17 protein-coding genes and 1 riboswitch are annotated in these 20,571 nt (G+C 47.5%); of the genes, 11 read left to right on the top strand and 6 right to left on the bottom strand.

Translation table 11 applies throughout. The features are described 5' to 3' along the window. Positions 1–199 precede the first annotated feature (199 nt). The 3 genes from K6T99_03640 (at position 200) to K6T99_03630 (ending at position 4,129) form a co-directional block, all read left to right on the top strand. Positions 200–619: an SRPBCC family protein gene (locus K6T99_03640; GenBank protein ID MCL6518897.1), complete on the top strand. Its 420-nt coding sequence runs from the start codon at positions 200–202 to the stop codon at positions 617–619. Between the two features lie 106 nt (positions 620–725). Beyond that, positions 726–863: riboswitch (cyclic di-GMP riboswitch) on the top strand. A gap of 430 nt (positions 864–1,293) precedes the next feature. Further along, positions 1,294–3,669 carry a diguanylate cyclase gene (locus K6T99_03635; protein ID MCL6518896.1) on the top strand — a complete coding sequence of 792 codons (2,376 nt, stop codon included), beginning with the start codon at positions 1,294–1,296 and terminating at the stop codon, positions 3,667–3,669. Between the two features lie 19 nt (positions 3,670–3,688). After that, a complete protein-coding gene (locus K6T99_03630; GenBank protein ID MCL6518895.1) occupies positions 3,689–4,129 on the top strand; it encodes a DUF5658 family protein in 441 nt (146 codons plus the stop codon). A gap of 116 nt (positions 4,130–4,245) precedes the next feature. Here the strand turns inward: K6T99_03630 and K6T99_03625 are convergent, their stop codons facing one another. After that, positions 4,246–4,845, bottom strand: a complete 600-nt coding sequence (locus K6T99_03625) for a hypothetical protein (protein MCL6518894.1) — start codon at positions 4,843–4,845, stop codon at positions 4,246–4,248. A gap of 340 nt (positions 4,846–5,185) precedes the next feature. Between K6T99_03625 and K6T99_03620 the strand changes: the two genes are divergently transcribed. Genes K6T99_03620 through K6T99_03600 form a run of 5 tightly spaced genes read left to right on the top strand, consistent with a single transcriptional unit; the run spans position 5,186 to position 8,918 of the window. After that, positions 5,186–5,434 (top strand): Lrp/AsnC ligand binding domain-containing protein, encoded by a 249-nt coding sequence (locus K6T99_03620; GenBank protein ID MCL6518893.1) that lies wholly within the window; start codon positions 5,186–5,188, stop codon positions 5,432–5,434. A gap of 13 nt (positions 5,435–5,447) precedes the next feature. Continuing rightward, entirely contained in the window at positions 5,448–6,476 is a 1,029-nt protein-coding gene (gene trpD / locus K6T99_03615) for an anthranilate phosphoribosyltransferase (protein ID MCL6518892.1), read from the top strand. Next, the gene (locus tag K6T99_03610) at positions 6,422–7,168 is read left to right on the top strand and encodes an indole-3-glycerol-phosphate synthase (protein ID MCL6518891.1); all 747 of its coding nucleotides are present in this window, start codon (positions 6,422–6,424) and stop codon (positions 7,166–7,168) included. Before trpD ends, K6T99_03610 begins: the two co-directional genes overlap by 55 nt. A 3-nt stretch (positions 7,169–7,171) precedes the next feature. Beyond that, a complete protein-coding gene (locus tag K6T99_03605; protein MCL6518890.1) occupies positions 7,172–7,852 on the top strand; it encodes a phosphoribosylanthranilate isomerase in 681 nt (226 codons plus the stop codon). 10 nt (positions 7,853–7,862) lie between these two features. Continuing rightward, the gene (locus K6T99_03600; GenBank protein MCL6518889.1) at positions 7,863–8,918 is read left to right on the top strand and encodes a uroporphyrinogen-III decarboxylase-like protein; all 1,056 of its coding nucleotides are present in this window, start codon (positions 7,863–7,865) and stop codon (positions 8,916–8,918) included. A 79-nt stretch (positions 8,919–8,997) separates the two neighbouring features. Here K6T99_03600 and K6T99_03595 read toward each other — a convergent pair whose 3' ends face one another. From K6T99_03595 to K6T99_03580, 4 genes are all read right to left on the bottom strand, one after another. Continuing rightward, positions 8,998–10,011, bottom strand: a complete 1,014-nt coding sequence (locus K6T99_03595; GenBank protein MCL6518888.1) for a hypothetical protein — start codon at positions 10,009–10,011, stop codon at positions 8,998–9,000. 43 nt (positions 10,012–10,054) lie between these two features. Beyond that, positions 10,055–10,735 (bottom strand): D-lyxose/D-mannose family sugar isomerase, encoded by a 681-nt coding sequence (locus tag K6T99_03590; GenBank protein ID MCL6518887.1) that lies wholly within the window; start codon positions 10,733–10,735, stop codon positions 10,055–10,057. A 73-nt stretch (positions 10,736–10,808) separates the two neighbouring features. Further along, entirely contained in the window at positions 10,809–11,834 is a 1,026-nt protein-coding gene (locus K6T99_03585) for a hypothetical protein (protein ID MCL6518886.1), read from the bottom strand. Between the two features lie 122 nt (positions 11,835–11,956). Next, a complete protein-coding gene (locus K6T99_03580) occupies positions 11,957–13,921 on the bottom strand; it encodes a hypothetical protein (protein MCL6518885.1) in 1,965 nt (654 codons plus the stop codon). A 284-nt stretch (positions 13,922–14,205) separates the two neighbouring features. Here K6T99_03580 and K6T99_03575 point away from each other — a divergent pair, with 284 nt between their 5' ends. Genes K6T99_03575 through K6T99_03565 form a run of 3 tightly spaced genes read left to right on the top strand, consistent with a single transcriptional unit; the run spans position 14,206 to position 19,037 of the window. After that, complete coding sequence (locus K6T99_03575) at positions 14,206–15,645, top strand: sulfatase (GenBank protein MCL6518884.1); 1,440 nt, start codon at positions 14,206–14,208, stop codon at positions 15,643–15,645. Between the two features lie 18 nt (positions 15,646–15,663). Beyond that, positions 15,664–16,203, top strand: a complete 540-nt coding sequence (locus K6T99_03570) for a hypothetical protein (GenBank protein ID MCL6518883.1) — start codon at positions 15,664–15,666, stop codon at positions 16,201–16,203. An 11-nt stretch (positions 16,204–16,214) separates the two neighbouring features. Further along, on the top strand, positions 16,215–19,037 hold the full coding sequence (locus K6T99_03565) for a hypothetical protein (GenBank protein ID MCL6518882.1): 2,823 nt from the start codon (positions 16,215–16,217) through the stop codon (positions 19,035–19,037). 89 nt (positions 19,038–19,126) lie between these two features. Here the strand turns inward: K6T99_03565 and K6T99_03560 are convergent, their stop codons facing one another. Then, positions 19,127–20,542: a sulfatase gene (locus tag K6T99_03560; protein MCL6518881.1), complete on the bottom strand. Its 1,416-nt coding sequence runs from the start codon at positions 20,540–20,542 to the stop codon at positions 19,127–19,129. Between the last annotated feature and the right edge of the window lie 29 nt (positions 20,543–20,571).

Here is a 20,571-nt window from a genome sequence, read left to right as displayed (position 1 = left end):
ACCTTTCAGATTACTTAAAGGCTTCCCCCTGTGCGCATATTTTGGCAACCAATATGCAGTTCTGTCAAGAGAGCAAACTGCTTCGGAAAGGAAGTCTTCAGGAAATTTCGGGATTCAGAAAAGCTAGATGTTTTAAACCTCTTCTTCTTTCGGTACTTCCACATTATACAAGCAATTAACATGAGAGGAGAGACTACAAATGGTGGTTCATGAAAAGTCCATTGTAATAAACGCACCTGTTCACAAGGTATTCCAAATGTGGCAAAATTTCGAAAATTTCCCCACTTTTATGTCGCACATTAAAGATGTTGTGATGCTTGATGGTAGAAGATCGCATTGGAAAGCTAAGGTTGCAGGCCTCGACGAAGAATGGGAAGCAGAAACAACCAAGGTCGAAGAAGACAAAGTAATCGGCTGGAGGTCGGTATCTGGACTACAAAACAGCGGCGAAGTAAGGTTCGAGCCGGTGGATGGAAAAACCCAGCTCACCGTCCACATCGAGTATGAGCCGCCAGCAGGCTTTCTGGGAGATGTGGCTGAGGCACTATACGTAGGCAGCCGCTTCGATTCCGAACTTGAGGAAGATCTCCGACGATTCAAGGCGAAAGTTGAGGGTTGATAACCTTATCCTTATCGGTAGCCTTAGACCAAAACCAGTAAATCTACGGGTACTCGAGCCGCAATTATATGGCATAAGTAAAATGGAAGACAATTTGGTCAAGGCTTACCGAAAAAGGCAAATCCGACCGAAAGGCGGAGACGCAAAGCTATGGGTCTAAACCGAATGTGGCGCCGGAAACTGCCGGAGGATGAGTGAAGAATTGAGCTGGCTGCTGCGTTCGGATGACTGCCAGGCTGCCGAAGCAAGCGAAGATTGATTAAAGAGCGCTAGGAATTTCGGCAGCCTGGTTTGCGTTTGGGGATTTTCGGATAAACGATATGGGGGCTCAAAGGCCATTAGCCAAGGAGGATAAAATGGCCAATGTATGTAGCAACTACGACGTGAGAGGATGTCCCGCGAGCTTTTATCTGAACTGCCCCGCGTACTTAAACGACTGCAACTGCTGGGATGTTGAAAAAAGCCCCTGCTGTCCTAAAAGACATTCTTCCGAATATCAAACTTGTCGGGTATACCAAACTGCGTTGAAATATTTAAACCAAGAAACAAAAACATAACTACGCAAAGCATTATATAGCAAGTTAAGCCTAAAGAAAAAAGGCTACTAAACCGACGCTAAGAATGGGAGAAAAAATTACTAGGCTTATATAAGCCAGCCGACCTTATGACAAAAGATGAAGAACGAACGACTTGCTACTATCACGTTTGCATTACTTTGGGTTACTATACTGACAGTTTTTTCCTTTGGGTCCCACTACGCCAATGCGCTTGTAGTCCACGCTCTGCTGGCGATTCTTACAAGCATTAAGGGATGTTACCTGTTTCAGCAAGACGGAGGCCGTTCGTCAGCCGGCACACTTACTTATGCCGCAGCAATTAACTTTGGAATTCCCGGTGGACTATTAATTGGAGCTATAACCGCTACGTGCCATGCTCGACCTGATGGTAAAACCGTTATTGCTCCAAGAAATAAGTTCGTAGCAAGATTCATGGGTGGCGCAGTTGCTGGAGTGCTGTCAGCCATCACTTATGCAAAACTTGATGATCTCATTTGTCCCGCTAATTTCATTTCGGAAGCAGTCGTGCTACTTTCGCCTGCAATTATATGCTTTGCCATACTCACGTTTGCAGAAGCGATGACAACAAAATTGTTGGCAGGAAATTCACTCCGCGAACGACTAGAGCTTAACGCACCCCCGATGGTTGAATTGGCTTCGGGAATCGCTCTCGCGTTGACTGTTCGCGTGCTCTATGAACTTTACTCATGGGACCCAATGCTCCTTGTCCTACCAATCGTCTATCTAGCAAAGCAGACATATATGGAGTTTTTACCACCCAAAAAATCCGTCCCTAGCAATGCGCTTCCGAATAAACTCGCGGACGTCTACCTGTCAACCCTTCAGTCAATAGTCACCGCCATCGATGCAAAAGACCGCTTTGCAAGGTCTCATACGGCAAACGTGGAGTCAATCTCCGTGGCAATCGCACAAGAAATGGACCTGTTCCCAACCGAAGTCGAAGGAGTTCGGACTGCGGCGCTCCTCCACGACGTTGGGAAGCTCGGTGTCCCCGAGCATGTTTTGCTGAAGCCAGGAAAATTTGACTCCCATGACATGACAACCATCCAGACACATTCAGCTCTTGGCCAAAAGATACTCGACAGTGTAAGTTTCCCATGGCCTGTCGGTGCAATGATACGTAGCCACCATGAGCGGTGGGATGGTACAGGATATCCTGATGGGCTCAAAGGTGAAGAGATTCCTTTAGGTGCAAGGATCTTGGCTATTGCGGATGTCTACGACGCAATGACTTCCAAGCGTTCTTATCGTCCAAGCTACAGCCCCCAGCAAGCCTTGGACTACATTAGAAAAGCTAATGGAACGCAGTTCGATCCAGCAGTTGTCCGTGCCTTCGAACGGGCGATTGCAAAGGGAAATATCCCCGGCCTAAATAACGAGGAAATCGCCGAGATTTCTGCAAGCCTCGATACAAAAAAACCTGGGAAAGCTGATAAACCCAAGGCACCACAAACAAGTGTTGCAGAAGAGCTTTCCAGGGCAAGCCACGAATTCCTAGCAATGTTTGAGATAGCGCAGACAGCAAGTACAAGTCTCAATCTCGACGAGGTATTAAACCTAATAGCTAACAAGATAAGCAATATGATTGCATGCTCAACGTGTGTCATATTCCTCAAAGATGAAGAGTCAAACAAGCTTTTTGCACGGATTGCCGTTGGAGTAAACGCTGATTACTTTGAGGGAGGACGCACAATTATAGGCCAAGGTCTTACCGGCGTAGTCGCTGAAACTGGTGAGGGTCTTATAGCCGTATATGACAGAAACGATGTAATGCTCAGACAGCTCTTTGGACGCTGGATTGAACTAAAAAGCGTGATGATAGTACCAATTACACATGGAGACAAAGTAATCGGCACAATAAACCTTTATGATACTAAGGACCAAGCCTTCAGCGAAGAAGACTTCCACATCCTTTGCACGGTTGCGCCACAGGTAGGTAAGGCAATCCAAAATGCCCTACTCTTTGAGCGAACGAAAGAGTCCGCCCTTACCGATGCGTTGACTGGCTTACACAATGCAAGATATCTTTTTATGCACCTTGAGCAAGAATTAAGCCGAGCAAAGCGCACTTTTAAGCCAGTATCTGTTCTTGGCCTTGACCTTGACAACTTCAAGCCCATAAATGACACCTTTGGGCATCAGCAAGGAGATATCGTGCTTTCGGAGATTGGTAAAGTCTTCCTTTCTCAAGTGAGGGACTATGATCTAGTATGCCGGTGCGCTGGGGACGAATTCATTATCGTTCTCCCAGAAACTGAAAAGCATGAAGCAATTGAAACCGCCGAAAGAATAAAAGCCGCAGTTGAAGAGTACGTCCCTAACCTTCCTCATGATAAGCCGTTCCGCCTTGGAGTTAGTATAGGTGTCGCAACTTATCCTGAAGATGGTTCGGATGTGCGCACGCTCATTGCAAAAGCTGACGAGGCAATGTATGCAGACAAAAGACGCCGAAAAAATATGTGTGCAGCCTAAATAATCTATCATGAAATCTATGACCGATAAAAGATACATGAAAATTGATGCGCAATCTATGGAAGAGTTTAAGCGTCTCCAGCCTGCGAAGGAAAGCTATATCCTGCTAGCCATTTGCCTAATAGATCTTATGCTGACAATCTGGCTTGTCTCCACACGGCGAGCTACAGAAGGAAATCCCCTAATGGCATTCTACCTTAAAAAGGGCTGGGATTCTCTTATAATTGCTAAAACCCTCTTAGTAGTACTCCCACTCTTTATCGCTGAGTGGGGAAAAATACACCGACCAATATTTGTAAAACATGTCCTTAGGTTCACAATCATCGCATACCTAGTTACTCTTTCCATTGCTTTTATAAACAAAGACATGCTGGCCTTAGAAAGAAAACATGCCCAACATCTAACTGCTCCGACTAGGTCGTTCTCCGCCGAATTGCCCTCCCCGAACCATCACCAGTAACAATTCAATAGCCCGCAAAACAAAGGTAATAATCCGTCTGCTCAGCCGCTCAGAAAAAATAGCCGCATAATCATACAACTAGCTTTGGTCTAGCAAGCAAAACTTTCGGTGCCTTCTTAACAACTTTGCTGGCTTTGGGAGTTCGCTAGTGTAAGGTTGTTATACCCAACCGCAAGTAGTAATTGACCGAGTGCATAAGAGAAGAAAATGCCTAGACAACAAGCAAAAACGCCAACTGAACCTATGACTAGCACAAACAATTGGAACAACATTGCTTGCCAAAAATTCATAGTGACGAGGCTGAAACCTCTAGATAGAGCCTGCCTATAGCTAACATCTTCCTCGCATAAACCAAGCGCTGTGAAGTTAATCCACAAACCTAACAGAAGCTCAATTGGAAACAACAATAAACTGTAGAACCAGGACAACCAACCAAATATTCCACTTATGGCACTGGGCCATAGGCCGAGCATAAAGCAGTCGCCCCATTTACGGAACCCTTTACCCAGCGGTTTCCAGCCAAACAATCCCGTACGCACATAGTTGAGCATCACTGCAAATGCTCCAACAGCTAAGGGCATTACGAAAACAGCGGACAACAATAGATAAATAAGTTTAAATTCTGCCCTTTGAACAATTAACTTCGAATGAGAAAGAAAAAAATACGTTGGTAAAAAAACTACCAAAAACTGAACAAGCATGACGGCTGCCAACATAAAAGGTTTTGCCTTGAAAAGCCTCCAAGCCTGGCCAAACCAAAGGACTATGTCATACCGCGGCCGCCCCGAATGCACGATTTGGTTATGCTGAGGCAATGCGGACCTATGATTGCTACTTTCGATATCTTGCATAAAAGTTCTCCTTTGCAAAGGAATTATTCGAAGTGCAATTCCAGATAAATCCGAAAAATTCCTTTTTGTTGCATATTTATTTTCAACCATGACCCCGGTTTAGGCATAGTGACAAATTTGCGCTGGTTGTATAGTTACAAAAGCCGTGCTATACTAGCTCTACAGCTACCTACTACCACTACTATTACTGAAGGGAGATGTGGAGTTGGTCAGAGCGCTAGTTTTAATGAATGTCCAGAGAGGACAAGTTCCTAAGACCGCCAAACAGCTTGCAGACATGGATGAAGTTGTGGATGTATATTCCGTCGCAGGCGAATACGACCTTGTGGCAATCATCCAGACCGAGGAATATGAACGGCTGGCTGAGGTAGTCACGGAGAAGCTCCAATCGCTAGATACGATTCTCCGCACGACCACACTAATGGCTTTCAGAAGCTACAAGTTTTCGAGTTAATGGGGGGCTAGGCATGATCCAAACGGCTTTGAGAAAGCTAACCGTTGGTGAACATCTTTCTGAAGAAGAGATATTTGAAATAATCGGAGGCATAAGAAGCGGCGACATCACAGATGTGCAAATCGCTGGGTTCCTCGTTGCGCTGCTAATGAAAGGCCCAACAATCAGGGAAGTAGCGTCAATTGCACGGGCAATGCGGGCAAATTGCGAGCAGATTTCACCAAAAGTAGACGGTGACCTAATTGACACATGCGGCACGGGTGGCGGGCGAACAACGTTCAACTGCTCAACCGCTGTTGCCATAGTAGCTGCGTCATCTGGTTTGTACGTCGCCAAACATGGAAGCCGCTCCCTGTCATCGCTTTCTGGAAGTGCGGATGTACTCGAAAAGCTAGGGGTGGCGATTGACCTTACACCAAAACAAGCAGAAAAGCTGATAGAAAAAGCAGGGATTTCCTTCCTCTACGCTCCTAATTTTCACCCAGTTATGCATAAGGTGCTTCCTCCTGAGGCCGCTCTAGGAATTAAGACAATCTTTTACACCATAATCGGACCGCTTATCAATCCTGCAGATGCAAAGCGCCACATCTTAGGCGTGTATCGGTTAGACCTTGTTGAAATGGTGGCGGACATTCTTGTCGAGCTTAAGTTTAAGCATGCTCTCGTTGTGCATGGCCTCGACAATCTCGATGAGATTTCAGTAATTGGCAAGACGTCAGTAGCTGAGGTAAAGGACGGCTGGGCAAGAAAGTATGAAATCAAGCCAGAAGACCTCGGTCTTCCCAGATACACTTACGAAGACCTAGCAGGCGGCACTCCGGAAGAAAACGCAGCAATCCTTAAGGCTATTCTCCGCGGCGAGGAGAAAGGTGCAAGGCGTGACATGGTAGTCGCCAATGCCGCGGCCGCTTTAATGGTTGGCGGCAAAGTTGACAACCTTCGCGACGGCGTCAAGCTTGCCCAACAATTGATTGATAGTGGGGAGGCTTGGAAAAAGTTCGAACAGTTTGTAGCCGAATCGAACCAAATAGCTTCATCATGAAGTTCACGGAAGCGCTTGCGGCGGCTCGAAAAGCCGGCCGCGCACCACTGGTTGCCGAAATTAAAAGCAGAAGCCCAAAAGAAGGCGATCTCCTCAAAGGCAGAGATCCCTCAACCCTTGCTCGTTCCTATGAAGCAGCCGGTGCATCATGCATTTCGGTGGTAACCGAGCCCACCCATTGGGGCGGAAGCATGGACCTATTGAGGACAGTCGCAAGCGCTGTCACAATTCCGGTGCTTCGGAAAGACTTTATTAGCTCTCCCGCAGACGTCCATGCAACAAAGGAGGCAGGCGCATCATGCTTGCTTCTCACAATATCAAAACTCGATTGGCATCTCCTCGTCGAATTGCATGAAGAAGCCCATAGGGTAGGACTTGAAACGCTTGTCGAGGCGCACGACGAAGCACAGGTTCGAATGGCTTTGACTTTGGACCTTGACTTACTCGGTATCAACAATCGTGATATAAATGTCTTGGAAAAGGATGGCGGCACATTCAGCAGAACACTGGACCTGATACGCCATGTCCCGCGCAACGTTCGCGTGCTCAGCGAGAGCTCTATTTCATCTCGCAGTGAGGTTCGCGCAGTAATTGAAGCTGGCGCCCTTGGCGTCCTTGTTGGAACCTCTATCCTCAAAGCGGCAGACCCAGCAGCCGCTGTGAAGAATCTTGTCTCTGCCCTGGAAACTTAACACATGGTTCGCGTGAAAATTTGCGGCAATACCGACGCCGAACAAATAAAAATTTGCGTAGAAGCCGGCGCAGATTGCGTGGGTTTCGTGGTGGAATACCCTGTCTCGGTGCCATGGAATCTAACGCGAGATGAGGCGGCTGACCTTCTCCCACTTGTTCCCCCATTTGTGACCAGAGCCGTCGTTACAGGGGGCTCTGCTGAGTTCGTCCTGGGCATTGCTGACCACCTCCGTCCTGAAATAATCCAACTGCATACAGACAACCCCATCCATGAGACAACAGAAATTGCAAAAAAGCTGACCGAGCATGGCATCCGCCTAATACGTGCCCTTCGGATTGACGTGGCGACTGGGAAAGCAGGCGGAGAGATTGAAGACCCCATTTCGGCAGCTCGTGCCCTCGAAAATACAGGCATTTCTGCATTATTGTTGGACGCACATACGGCAGATATGCCCGCCGGCACTGGCATCACCGTGAGCTGGGAGATCGCAAAACTAATCCGCGAATCAGTGACTGTCCCTATTATCCTGGCGGGGGGACTAAACTCAAACAACATCAGAGACGCTATTAGAGCAGTTAGACCTTATGCGGTAGACGTCATCACCGGTGTTGAAGCATCACGTCGAGTAAAGGACCCCGTGCTCGTTCGTGAATTCATTCGCTGTGCGAAGATTACAGAATGAGGAGCAAGCTATGCCAAGGGAAACGATGAGTCCGCGAGAACGATGGCTCGCAGTTCTAACTCGACAAACTCCAGATCGCATTCCAATGGACTATTGGGCGACCCCTGAGGCGACTGATAGATTGCTTAAATACCTTAACTGCGATTACGAAGAAATGCTCCGTCGCCTCCACATTGACAAACCCGTCCACGTTGGCGGCAGATATGTCGGTCCACCACCAAAGGAAGGCGAAGATATTTGGGGACTTCGAACCAAGCCTGTAGATTACGGCTTAGGAGTCTATCATGAGACAATCAACGCCCCATTAGCTCATTTTACCTCCGTCGAAGAAATCGAGGCTTGCTACAACTGGCCAAAACCAGATTATTGGGATTTCTCAGATTTGCCAGAGCAGATTAAAGGAAAGGAACATTTGCCTATACAAGGCGGCGGATCAGAGCCATTCTTGCTCTACAAAAAGCTTCGGGGCGAGGAACAGGCGTTCATTGACCTAATCGAGAACCCAGATATCGTACACTACTGCCTCGATAAGCTATTTGACCTTGCTTATGAGAATACTCGCAGAATATACGAATCAATCCCAGGGAAAGTGCTTATTACTTACATCGCCGAAGACCTAGGCAGCCAGACAGGACTAATGTATTCACCAAACCAAATCCGAGAATTTCTACTGCCGAGGATGAAGCGAATGATGGAACTAGCAAGGCAGAACGGAGCTTTTGTCTTCCATCATTCCGATGGGGCAATCCGCCCCATTCTTCCGGATTTGATTGAGGCAGGAATCCAAGTACTTAACCCTGTGCAGTGGCGCTGCCCAGGGATGGATCGCGAAGGTCTCAAACGCGACTTCGGCGATAAACTGATATTCCATGGTGCGATGGACAACCAATTTACCCTACCGTTCGGCACTGTGGAGGAAATTCGACAGGAGGTCCTCGATAACTACCGCATTCTAGGTGACGGCGGAGGCTACATCTTGGCTCCTTGCCATAACATCCAGTCAATCACACCGCCAGAAAATATTGTAGAGATGTATGAAACAGGCTACGAATATGGCTGGCGCTAAGGTTTAACTCGAATGCCAACTTCGACCAAAGTCGCATACCGCTAAAATAATCGGTTAGGCTCTCAACAGCAACCTCTTCCTAATTTCCAATTGTCATCTTGATAGTCTTATTCGTCGAATCCCATGCTACAGACCCACCTAGAAACCTCACTACTTCAACAATTGGAACAATCAACCTGCCTTCATAGACATATGGTGCGCAAGAAAGCTTTACATTCTTAACTTCATCAAGTAATGCATCCTTCGAGCCAATCTTCATGAGAAGTTTATGGTCGCCCACGGCAATTGTGCACTCCCGGGTTTCGGGCTTCCACAACAACGCTGCCGGTATTTGAAGCGCCGCAGCCATGAAAACCCCTGTGCGCTGAAAATTAGCTGGGTCCGAGAGGAAAACAGACGCGTTATTAAGAGTTGCCTTCACCTTTGGCTCCAGTCTGATTAATATGTTCTCGCACGGCTCAAAATTATTAAACTCCCATGTCACCTTTCCTCCTCGCCGGGCATACCCTGCTGGCGATGGAATAATTTTGTAGAACTGAGCGGGCGTCGAAACATCAACTGTAATTTTTGCATTGCTAATCTTGCCCTTCCAATTCTTTCCACTAGTGAGGATATAAGTAAAAAATTTGCCGCCCATCGAATCCACACCCAAAGGTGCCTCGTATTCGTTTATTACTACCCTTTTCTGCCCAGCTGAAAATGACAGGTCCTTCACATGCCAAGCCCTGTAAATAAAATCGCCGTTCTGCTCGCCTGTTGAAGGAAAAAACTTTGTTTTTATTGGTTTACCATCAACCCAAGCTTTAAAGCTTTTAAACGCAGGATGTTTTATTGGGCCAACATCACCGCTTGCCTCCTCTGGAAAGCCCATTTTGACAGAAATAGTTCCACCCTCATTTTTGAATACGAAATGGCAGTGGACAGCCGCCGTATCCCAGCCAATCTTTGCGCTCACCTCTTCAGAAACCATGCAAACTGACGAATGTTGGTCTATCGGAGCAATCATCCCGCTTATGCCGCGCACAGCGGCATCATTTGCCCATACATAATGTGCAAGGATAAATCCGAAAATTGTGAAAACCAGTCGCTTCATTGAATCTCCTTTACCTCATTACTACCAAGGCCCCACACTAGGGTCACTTTGCCGGCGGATACTCATGGCAAAGTAGTGCGATTGGCGGCTCGTCCTCCACGATTGGTGGGAAGCGCACGAAATCTTCAAGGAAATAGTTATCCGTTTTGTCATCACAGACGCTCGAGACCTCCCCGCTAATTGAGGGTCCAGTGTTTTCCTCGCCCCAGAACTGGTGGAACGTGCCTGGCGGAAGGCATATACTCTCCCCAGGTCTGAGGCGCACCATCTCGCCAGGTTCAAGCTCACGGAGAATTCCATTTATTGAAAGGGCGAACTTATCATTTGAGGGTCTATTGTCCTCACCAGCCTTCCAAACGACGATAACTATGTTTCCGCCACCACGGTTAATGATGTCCTCCATCTTCGAACGGTGGAAGTGAAGAGGCGCTCGCTGCCCCTCGGGATTGAAAATCACCTTCTCACCGTAAACCTTTGGATATCTTGGGTCGCCATGCTTTCCATTGCGAAGAGTAAAAAGCGTTCGCCCTATACGTGCAAAGTTGCCACTTCCGAAGTCAGTTACATCCCAGCCAAGCATGCACTCGCGTATTTCATCGGCTTCATGGCCAATGTTCTTCCATGTGCTGGGCGTCCAAAATGCATAAGGTGGCAGGCGGAAACCCATTTTGTCAAAAAATTCTGCAGCCCGCCGGATAGCAAGGTTGATCTCAGAACGCTTCATATCGCTTACCTCTTCTTAAACTAAAATTGGCTGGCCAAAGAAAGGCACCACTTAAAATCAAAATAAGGAAAAACTAACTGTACCACCCATATTTCTTGACTGCTCTTATCATAGCCACGAAATTATCAGGCTTGACCGAGCTATGAATGCTATTTGAGCTCGAGAGAATGAACCCTCCTCCACCTCCTGCATCTTCGATTGCCTGTTTTACAGCCCTTTCTACCTCTTCAGGCGTACCATGGGGAAGCAAGCGACCACAGTCGATATTCCCAACAAGACATACCCTATCGCCCACTAGCTGTTTCACTGTCCTCAAATCCATGCCTGCCGCGGGCTCGATGGGATTGATTCCATCACAACCAGTTGAGACTATGTCCTCAAGGATGGCATATATATTGCCATCTGAGTGCTTGATGCAAAAGGCGCCTTCACTTTTGATAAGGTCCACCATCTTAGCAAGTCGTGGCAGAATGAATTCTCGGAATAGTTTAGGGCTCATCATTAAGCCCTGATTGTGCGCATAGTCATCGCCCAGAACAATAATCTCCGCACCTGCTCTGATGGCATTACGCACTGTTTGCATGTTTACCTCGAGCACTTTGTCCATAACAAGGTTAGCTAACTTGGGCTCTTCGAGAAATGCGGCGAGTAGATTATCAAGCCCCATTAGATACGCCGACCACATAAACGCCGCTCGGTGGTGGAAACAAATCGCGCGCTTGCCCTTATAGCGCTCAACAACTTCGGGAAGTTTCCCAAGACGGTGTGGAGCATTAGGGTCAGGCGGAGTATACGCCCTAGCATCCTCAATCGTTTTTATAGGTCCATAAAGCGGATGGGCAACCGCCTCCGTACCACCCAACTTATATGTTACTCCCCACTCATCAACATAAGTACCGTCTGGATTCATCGCGACCGTTCGAAAAAATGCCCCACAACCAACCGCATCCATATCCATCCGGTCCATAAAGTCTTGGGCATCCAGAATATCTGGGATAATTGCTCGGGCAACCTTCTCGTCAATTATGAACTCAACCACGGGAACCCTATCTGGCTGTTCAAGCCTCAACGCAGCATGTACCCGCTCAACTGAGTTCATAGCCCTTCGTGCCCTCCATTTCAGCAAAGATGTGCGTCATCATAAAAATCCAGACTTTCAGTCTTTCGAACGTTAGAAAAGGACCCTCAAACATTGACCAAGGAATATAACATATTCCACCATCAACACGGGAAACAACGGTACATGTGAATCCCAAGAATAGACCCCGCGAGTGCCCAGAGGCTTGATGTTATGTAGTCACCGAGCACAAGGCCCAGGAAAAATGGAAGCGTAATCCGATAGCCCTTGATCCCGCCATACCGTATGATTAGCACTTTACACAACCAAGCCAATAGAAAAGGACACCAGAGCCAATACATTGTACCCGTATTCGCAAGCACATATCCCGCTGGGTGAAATGGCCACCAAAAGAATTTCGTCCGTAAATAGCTCAAAAGAAAGGTAAATCCTGCACCGAACGCCATAGCCATAATCCCAGAGACATCGGCTTTAGTGGGGTTGTTGATGTAAGCTGTAACTCGATCAAACGGCACACGGCCCATATGCGTTCGCCAAGGCTCGACTTTGGCCGTCCCAGCACCAAACTTATACCACACAGCCAAACATGCCCAGAAGCCAACCGCAATTCCTGCGACAATTGCAATTAGAACTATAATCGTCATTATCCCCTGCCGCTGTCTGACTGATTGCGCCATTTTCATTGATTCAAGCTGCACAGGCATCGGACAGCACCTCATCTCAATGCTGAACCAATGAAAATATGCCAGTGATACTAGATTCCGCTGGCTAAATAAGCCTGTTCCTAGGGGCTGAACAAGTGTGTCCATTGCATCTAGACCCGGACCCATCGTCCATGCTGGTCCTGCCTCGGCGCGCAAGCGGGTTATGGTTGTTGCAAACATTAGGTAAATAGCAAGGTATGCCACCGCCACAAGTGGCGACATGCCGACATACATGCAAAACGCAACCATAACCGCAAATCCAGCAAGCAATCCTCCTACTGCCATTTTGTAACTCATCGGCTCTTGAGAGCTATCAAGGTCTGAATCGGACCGAAATGCCTTTGTGAAGACCTCTCGCAAATGTTTTCTGGCAAGGTAAACCACCATTACAACTATTCCAAAAAATGCCCCAGCCGATTGTTGAGCTAGATATGGCGGCGCGCTTAGAACATTGCCAGGTCCCGCTTTCCACCCAATTGCCGCCGCAAATACAAACTCCAGCTTTGTCAGTATATAAAAGAACCAGCAGGAGAAGCTCACATCCGCCGCAAGCACAAATCCAAGACCTATTGCCAAAGGATAGAATGTCGTCGGAAAGTAGCCGATTGCATTCCAAGGATGCGTGGTGAAATACGGTTGTAGGTCCCTTGCCTTTAGTTGAATATACGGGACACTTGGAAAGAGGAAATTCAAGCTGTTCATAGTCTCCAACGACATTGCAATTAGAAAACCCATCCACATTAGTTTGTTCTTAAAAAATCCAGTCCTCGGCTCCGTCATCTCCAGCGGCAGTTGAACTATTGGAAAAGTCAACCTTTCGCGCTCAACCCACTGCCGCCGCAGAATCGTATTAATACACAGCATGCAGAAGAGCATCGAGAATAGAAAGCCACTCCAAAGCAAAATTGGCGAAGTCCATGCCGACCAAGGAATTGGTGAATTGCCTTTATAAAAGCCATCAATCGCCGAGAGTTTTGGCAAAATTGTGGGCGGCACCATGTTAAGGTAATTTTCCCAACCAAGACTTTTGTAGTGGGGCACAGCACCCAGCGTTGTGCAAAGAAATTGAAGCATCCCCATGCCGGAGAGAATTACAGAAACCGTGAGCATTGCGTAAATGGTGATAAGCTCCGTCCGGCTGAGCACCCAAAGAGGCTTTATCTTTCTCAAAAGGCTATTTATTAGCAGAAGTGTTATTAGGATAAGTACCGGCGGCATCATGAGCGACATTGATGTCAAGTCAGTCTGCGATACGACATCGCCATATACACCCCAAAAAACTCCAGGAATAATAGCAATTAAACCGATGACAACGGCACGCACGGTAATGCCATTGTCCGGCATGGTATCTTGCCCAATATCCTTTTCCCTGATGCGCAAATTCTCAAGTTGTTCTAGAGACATTTTTGAACCAATTCGAAGCTAAATTGTGATTTTAGTCTGCGGCATCCCCAGCCAAATGAAACCTTCTGTTTTACTTTTCATCTTCCGCCCATACGTATCCTTTATGGTCCGTGCATAATACTTTGTACTTTAAATGGTATCAAAGCAAACACCGTGAGAATCTGTCTGCAGGGGAAACTGCAACTGTATCTAATGATAGCACTATTCCAAAGAGGAAACTTTTACCTACCTTAAGAAATGTTCTAACTAAGGGCCGCGATGCGAATACTAAGAGGAGAATTAAAATGACTAAAGAAAGGAAAGAAATTTCTCGACGTGAGTTTATAACCAGAAGTGCTAGTGTCGCTGGGGCAGCGCTCCTAGGGACGTTCCCAAGCATTGCTTCGTGTGCAAAAACCGATGGTCGAAAACCGAATGTTATCTTCCTATTCGCAGACCAAATGAGAAATGCATCTTTAGGATGCATGGGCAATACTGAGGTCCACACTCCAAATATGGACAAACTTGCAAGGCAGGGCCTCCTATTCAAAAATGCCATTAGCGGCTACCCCCTTTGCTCGCCTTACCGTGCTATGCTACTTACTGGACGCTATGGCACTTCAACAGGAGTTGTTGGCAATTCAGTTGAGCTTCCTAATACCGAGATTACAATTGCAAAGGTTCTCAAAGAGCATGGATATAAGACCGGTTTTATCGGAAAATGGCACCTCGAAAAGAATCATAATCCATTTGTACCAAAAGAACGCCGGCTCGGTTTTGACTACTGGGCTTCACGCAATCTTGGCGGCTCAGTATTTGATGACTTCTACTGCACGGATACACCCGATGAAATCCACTACAAAGGATTCGAGACAGATATTCAAACTAACCTAGCCATCAATTTCATCAAGAAGAATGCAAAGTCAGCATTCTGCCTTTTTGTAGCTTGGAGACCACCTCACCCACCCAGGGAAGTTCCCCAAAAGTACCTCGACATGTTTGACCCAAAGAAACTGACCCAGCGCCCGAACGTTCCAAAAGGCACCGACGACCGCGAGAATTTACGAATCTACTATGCACAGATTGCAGCTTTGGATTACAACATAGGCAGGATCACAAAGGTACTAGACGATCTCGGCATCGCGGACGATACCATTGTTTGCTTCTCAAGCGACCACGGCGACATGCTTGCCAGCCACGGCCTGCAGGGGAAAAATGTGCCATATGAAGAAAGCATAAATATCCCCTTTATTATGCGGTATCCCCGAAAGATAAAAGCAGGACAGAAAACCGATATCCTCTTAAACTCCGTTGACGTAATGCCGACACTTTTAGGCCTATGCGAAGTACCTATTCCAAAGAGCGTGCAAGGATTGAACCTTTCACAAACAATTCTCGGCAAGAGCAGTAAAAAGCCGGAATCGGTATTCCTACAGCGAATAGTCTCAGTTGGCGGAAGGAAAACAACCGGCGAATGGCGCGGTGTAAGAACCTCCCGCTACACTTATGCTAGATTCCGAGACAAGGGTTACGTTCTTTTTGATAACATAAAAGACCCCTGTCAGATGAATAATCTAATTGACAAACCCGAGGCAAAGGGTCTTCGCGAACAAATGGAGGCTGAGCTCCAAAAGTGGCTAAAGCAGGTTGGCGACGATTTCGCACCAACGGCGACCTATGTTAAGCGATTTAAAGCACAAATGAACAAGCGCATGCTGCGCGGCCTCACTGATGCAGATGAATAAGCGGCAAAGGAAGACTCAATGGCTAAAGCACTCCTTCTTATTTTGCTAGCCACAATGGCGCTGGCAAGCAGGGCGGGCACCTCTAAGATGGTCGTCTTCGTCCTAGCCGAGCAGTTTCCCCACACCGACGCGGCTTTCATCACGGCTTTAACATCTTCGCTCAAAGCGCAGGGATTTGCAACCAAACTTGTTAGCGCGGATACACTCGCGTCTGAACTATCCAAAAATGACAAACGCAGGCTGTTGATACTCCCAAATTCAGCATACTTCCCTGTTGACGCTAAACAAGCTCTTGTAAACTATGTAACCCACAATGGAAACCTGCTCACCATTGGTGGACCGCCTTTCTCAAAACAGGTTGTACGCCTCGAAGGCAAATGGCTCACCCAGCAAATGCTGGTCGACAAACTTGCAACCATGCGGAGTGGTGAGAAAGTGCTCGACTTCAATAAAGTCAAGTGGTCCAATGAGTTCCGAGATACTGGCACACCTGATACAAAGGTGAAGCACGCACTGTTCCCACCAACATCTCAGAGGCGCCTTTTGCTCTCGAACTAAAGGCACCCAGCGTGAGATTCTGGGAATTTCAAGATATTCCCATCCAAAAAAGCATCCCACCAAACGAAACTGTAACTACATTCTGGGCAAAAGGCAACAAAAACGCTCGTAAATGCATCGTGGCATGGCTTGATTCGGATGGAGCTCGGTGGTACACGAATATTGAACTTACTACCTCGTGGAAGCGTTATGCCCTGACCGCCGATTTATTCGTGCATTGGAAAGGACCGGGTGGACCGGACGACCGATTCCAGCCCCAAAAGGCGGTCAAATTCAAGATTGGTTTCGAAAATCACAACCTCTACGATCGCGAAAAACCAGCAACGCTATGGATTAGCGATGTCCACACAATGCCTAATCCAGCAGGAAATCCCGACTTCACCCAGCCGCTTCTGGAAACGCTCAGCCCATCTTACAAGACCTACCGAACTACTGGAAAAGCGCTCATTCGCACGTTTGGGTCATACTACGACTTACCTTCAGAACCCGCCCTCAAAGGTCCCGTTAGCGTTGTTTGCTCGCTACCAAGATACCGAGGGCTAGGTTTTAACAAAACGGCCCCTCATCGCTGGATACCACAATTGGCAGTGAAAATGGCAGATGGACATATTGGTGGAGCCGCAGCAGCCCTCTACGTTCAGGATAATGAACAATATTGCGGAAGCATTTGGGCAACACTAGGAATCGACGACCCCGATTTTCTAGCATCATATCGCCAAGAAATTGTCAAAGAAGCAGTCAAACTAGTCCAACGAATTGACCAAGGAATATTCTTGCTTGCAGGGGGCACAGACCATGCATCCTACTTTGAGGAAGTGCCCACCGTGGGTGCTGTGGTTCTCAACCTTGGCTCACTGCAACGCCAAGTCAGCGTTGAATGCAAAATCGCAGATGACCCTGAGTATTCCAAAGCCAAGCCTGCTAAACCACCGCTTTATGCCAAGAAGTCGCTATTTTTGAGCGAAAAACGCAATATAGTAGAAGTTGGCTCACTTCCTAACCTCGCACCCGGCTTCTATGTCGTAACAACTTCGTTGTATGTAGATGGAAAGCTTATCGACGAGATACGCCAACCATTTTCGATTGTCGAATCTAAACCAGTTGATAAGAATGAAATCGTTACTATTAAGGGCGACCAGTTCATTTACAAGGGCAAACCGTGGTACTCTCTCGGCATTAACTATCGGCCAATCTACGTTGCCGCAATGGAAAGCGGCCCATTCTGGGAGCATTGGTGTCATCCCAACCAATATGATGCAGAAATCATCGAAATTGAGCTTGATTTAATGAACAAAATTGGGCTGAATACTGTCTCGTTGATTTATGAGAATCCAGTTGAGATCCCCTATGCCTTTGTAGACTTCATGGAGCGAGCACATAAGCATGGAATCAAATGCCACGTCTATATTGCCGGCCTCGAACCGTTGTGGCCAAAGCCTGAAAAAGCACTAGAGCTGATAAAGAAAGCTAGACTTTGGGAACGTCCGGCAATGTTTGCCTACGACACAGGTTGGGAAGTTCGCATCGGCCGCGAAGAAAGGCGGCGGCTTTTTGACGCCGAATGGAAGCGTTGGATTGAAGACCAATATGGTAGTGTGGAGAACGCAGAGAAAGATTGGCAGTTTACCCTCCGCAAGAAGCCTGACGGCGGAGTACATGGACCGACAGACGAACAAGTCTCCAGCGACGGTCCTTGGAGGCGAATGGTAGCCGCATATCGGCGATTCTGGGACGATCGCCTCAGCCGACAATACATGAAAACCGCACAAGTCATACGTAGCATTGATCCCTACCATCCAATCAGCGTTCGGAGCGGCTTTGGTGGCACTGGAACAATGGCTACGTATGCACTTCCCCAAATGCCGGTTGACCTCTGTTCAGGCGCAAAACACCTTGACTTCATATCACCGGAGGGCTACAATTTCGCCGGCGACATGCAAAGCTTTCGAGAAGGCGGGTTTACCACCCTCTATGGCAAGTTCGTAAGCGGCGGGAAGCCGATCTATTGGGCTGAGCTTGGATATTCTGCATCCCCAAACCCTACTCCTGAGACCCTCGAAGCACAACGCGAATATTATGAGAAAATCTACCAAGTGTTCTATGAAACCCGTTCGGCTGGCTCAGCAGCCTGGTGGTGGCCAGGATACCTAATTTGGGAAAAAAGCGACTTTGCAGTTATAAATCCCGATTTTACTCTTCGCCCAGCCGCGTTCGAATTCACAAAGATGGCAAAAATGGCTGCAAAACCATACCCCCTAAAGGAGCCTGACTACTGGATAGAAATTGACCGTGACCTCTACACCGTCGGATATGCAGGCATTCTTGCCGCTAAGCGTGCAGAATATGGCATGGCAGTGAGCAAAGGAAAGACTGTCGGCTTGAGAACCAAAGGCACGGGCACTGATTCCTCTAACTTCCCGAGGATTGCTGTTGGCGGAACACCCCTTAACGGCAATAATCCACCAAAGTTCTTAAATGCAGAGTTTAATTCGCTTGAAATCCAAGATACGTCGCGCGAATGGATTAAAGTTGAGGATGGTGACAAAATTCCTATCAAATCGAATACGCCAATATTCGCCCGTGCATCTCTTGGAAATACAAATGAGGCGAAATGGCTAGCGCAAGGGGAGTCGACAGTATACCTCCGCGCAATTATCGGCGAATCGAAGGTCCTAGCGCCCATCTCACAGGATACTCCCTTCCTATGCGACGCCGAAGTTCGGGCTTTCAAGTTATCAGATGGAATCACGACTGAGACCTTGGTGAGCTTTCAAATGGTAACTGGCAATATTGCTTTTGGGGAGAAAAGGTACGTGAGTCTATTGCCAAATTGACATTCCTTTGAATGCGCAACCTCGCAAATTACGCGCCCTGTAAGGAAATCGTACGCCCCACGAAAGCAGACTAAAGCAAAATTCTACGGCTATCCACGCTGGTTAGCCTTTGCGGGATCATAATCTGGGTTTGGAATTGGCATTGTCGCACCTACGGACTTCCGCCAATCCGCAAGCATTGTTCTCAACTCCGCAGCTTTCTCGGGCATTTTGGCAGCAAGGTCGGTAGTCTCGCCTATATCATCCTTTAAATTGTAAAGTTCGATGCGTCCATCTTCGAAATACTCGATTAGCTTCCAATCGCCATATCGAATTGCACCTGCTGGGCTGGTTCCGCCTGGATGATAGTGTGGATAGTGCCAGTATACAGCCTTTCGATTGATGCTACCTGTTTGCTTTAATAGCGAGACAATGCTCACACCATCAATTGGCTGATTTTCCGGCGGCTTGACCCCTGCTATTTCGCAAATCGTGCGGTAGTAATCGGTACTCGTCACAACCTCATTGCATATACTTCCTTCTTTGACCTTGCCAGGCCAGCGGACGATTAGCGGATCCCTAATGCCTCCCTCATAGAGAGTACCCTTGCCAGCACGGAGAGGAGCATTGGATGTAGCTTTGACGTAGCCACCATTATCCGAATTGAAGATGACAACTGTGTTGTCAGCAATGCCCAATTCGTCAAGTTTGGCTATGATTCTACCCACGCTTTCGTCAGCGCTCTGGATCATTGCGGCATAAACAGGGTTATATTGGCCATCATTTGGTTTCGGCTTTGCCTCGTATTTGCCTACATATTCCTTCTTCGCCTGGAGAGGTGTGTGCACTGCGAAGTGCGGCATATAAAGAAAGAAAGGCTTATCCTTGTTCTTTTCAATAAACTTTTTTGCCTCATCAGTAAGTCGGTCGGTAAGGTATTCACCCTCTTTGCCAAAAGGTATTGTTGGAATATTATATGGATAGAAATAGCTCGGTGGACTGCCTTTATTCGTACCCCCAAAGTTTAAGTCAAAGCCATGTCTCTCAGGGTAGTATCCCTCCTTGCCGAGATGCCATTTGCCTATGTTTGCAGTTGCATAACCAGCTCTTTTTAGTGTCTCGGCGATTGTGATTTCTTCAAGTGGCAGCTCCTGGTGGAATGCTGGCGGCTTCAATTTTGCCCATGGGAAATTATGACCCGGTATCCAATCAGTTAAACCAATCCTGGCAGGATATTTCCCCGTGAGAATGCTTGCACGTGTCGGCGAGCAGACAGGACACGCCGAATAAGCGTTCGTAAACTTCATCCCTTGGCTGGCTAGCCTATCTATGTTCGGCGTCTCATGGAACGTGTTCCCGTAGCACCCCAAATCTGCCCATCCCATATCGTCCATAAGAATAAAGATAAAATTCGGCTTTCTCTCGCGAGCAAAAACAATATTTGAACCCACTATACTCATCGCACTTGCTCCTACCGCTCCCCAGCTTATTTTGGATAAGAATGTTCTTCTGCTTATTTGGCTCATCCTTTACACCGCCTAATCATTAATCAATC

The sequence above is a fragment of the Armatimonadota bacterium genome (genome assembly GCA_023511795.1).
GTDB lineage: Bacteria > Armatimonadota > UBA5829 > DTJY01 > DTJY01 > JAIMAU01.
This window is presented reverse-complemented; position numbering and strand designations above follow the sequence as displayed.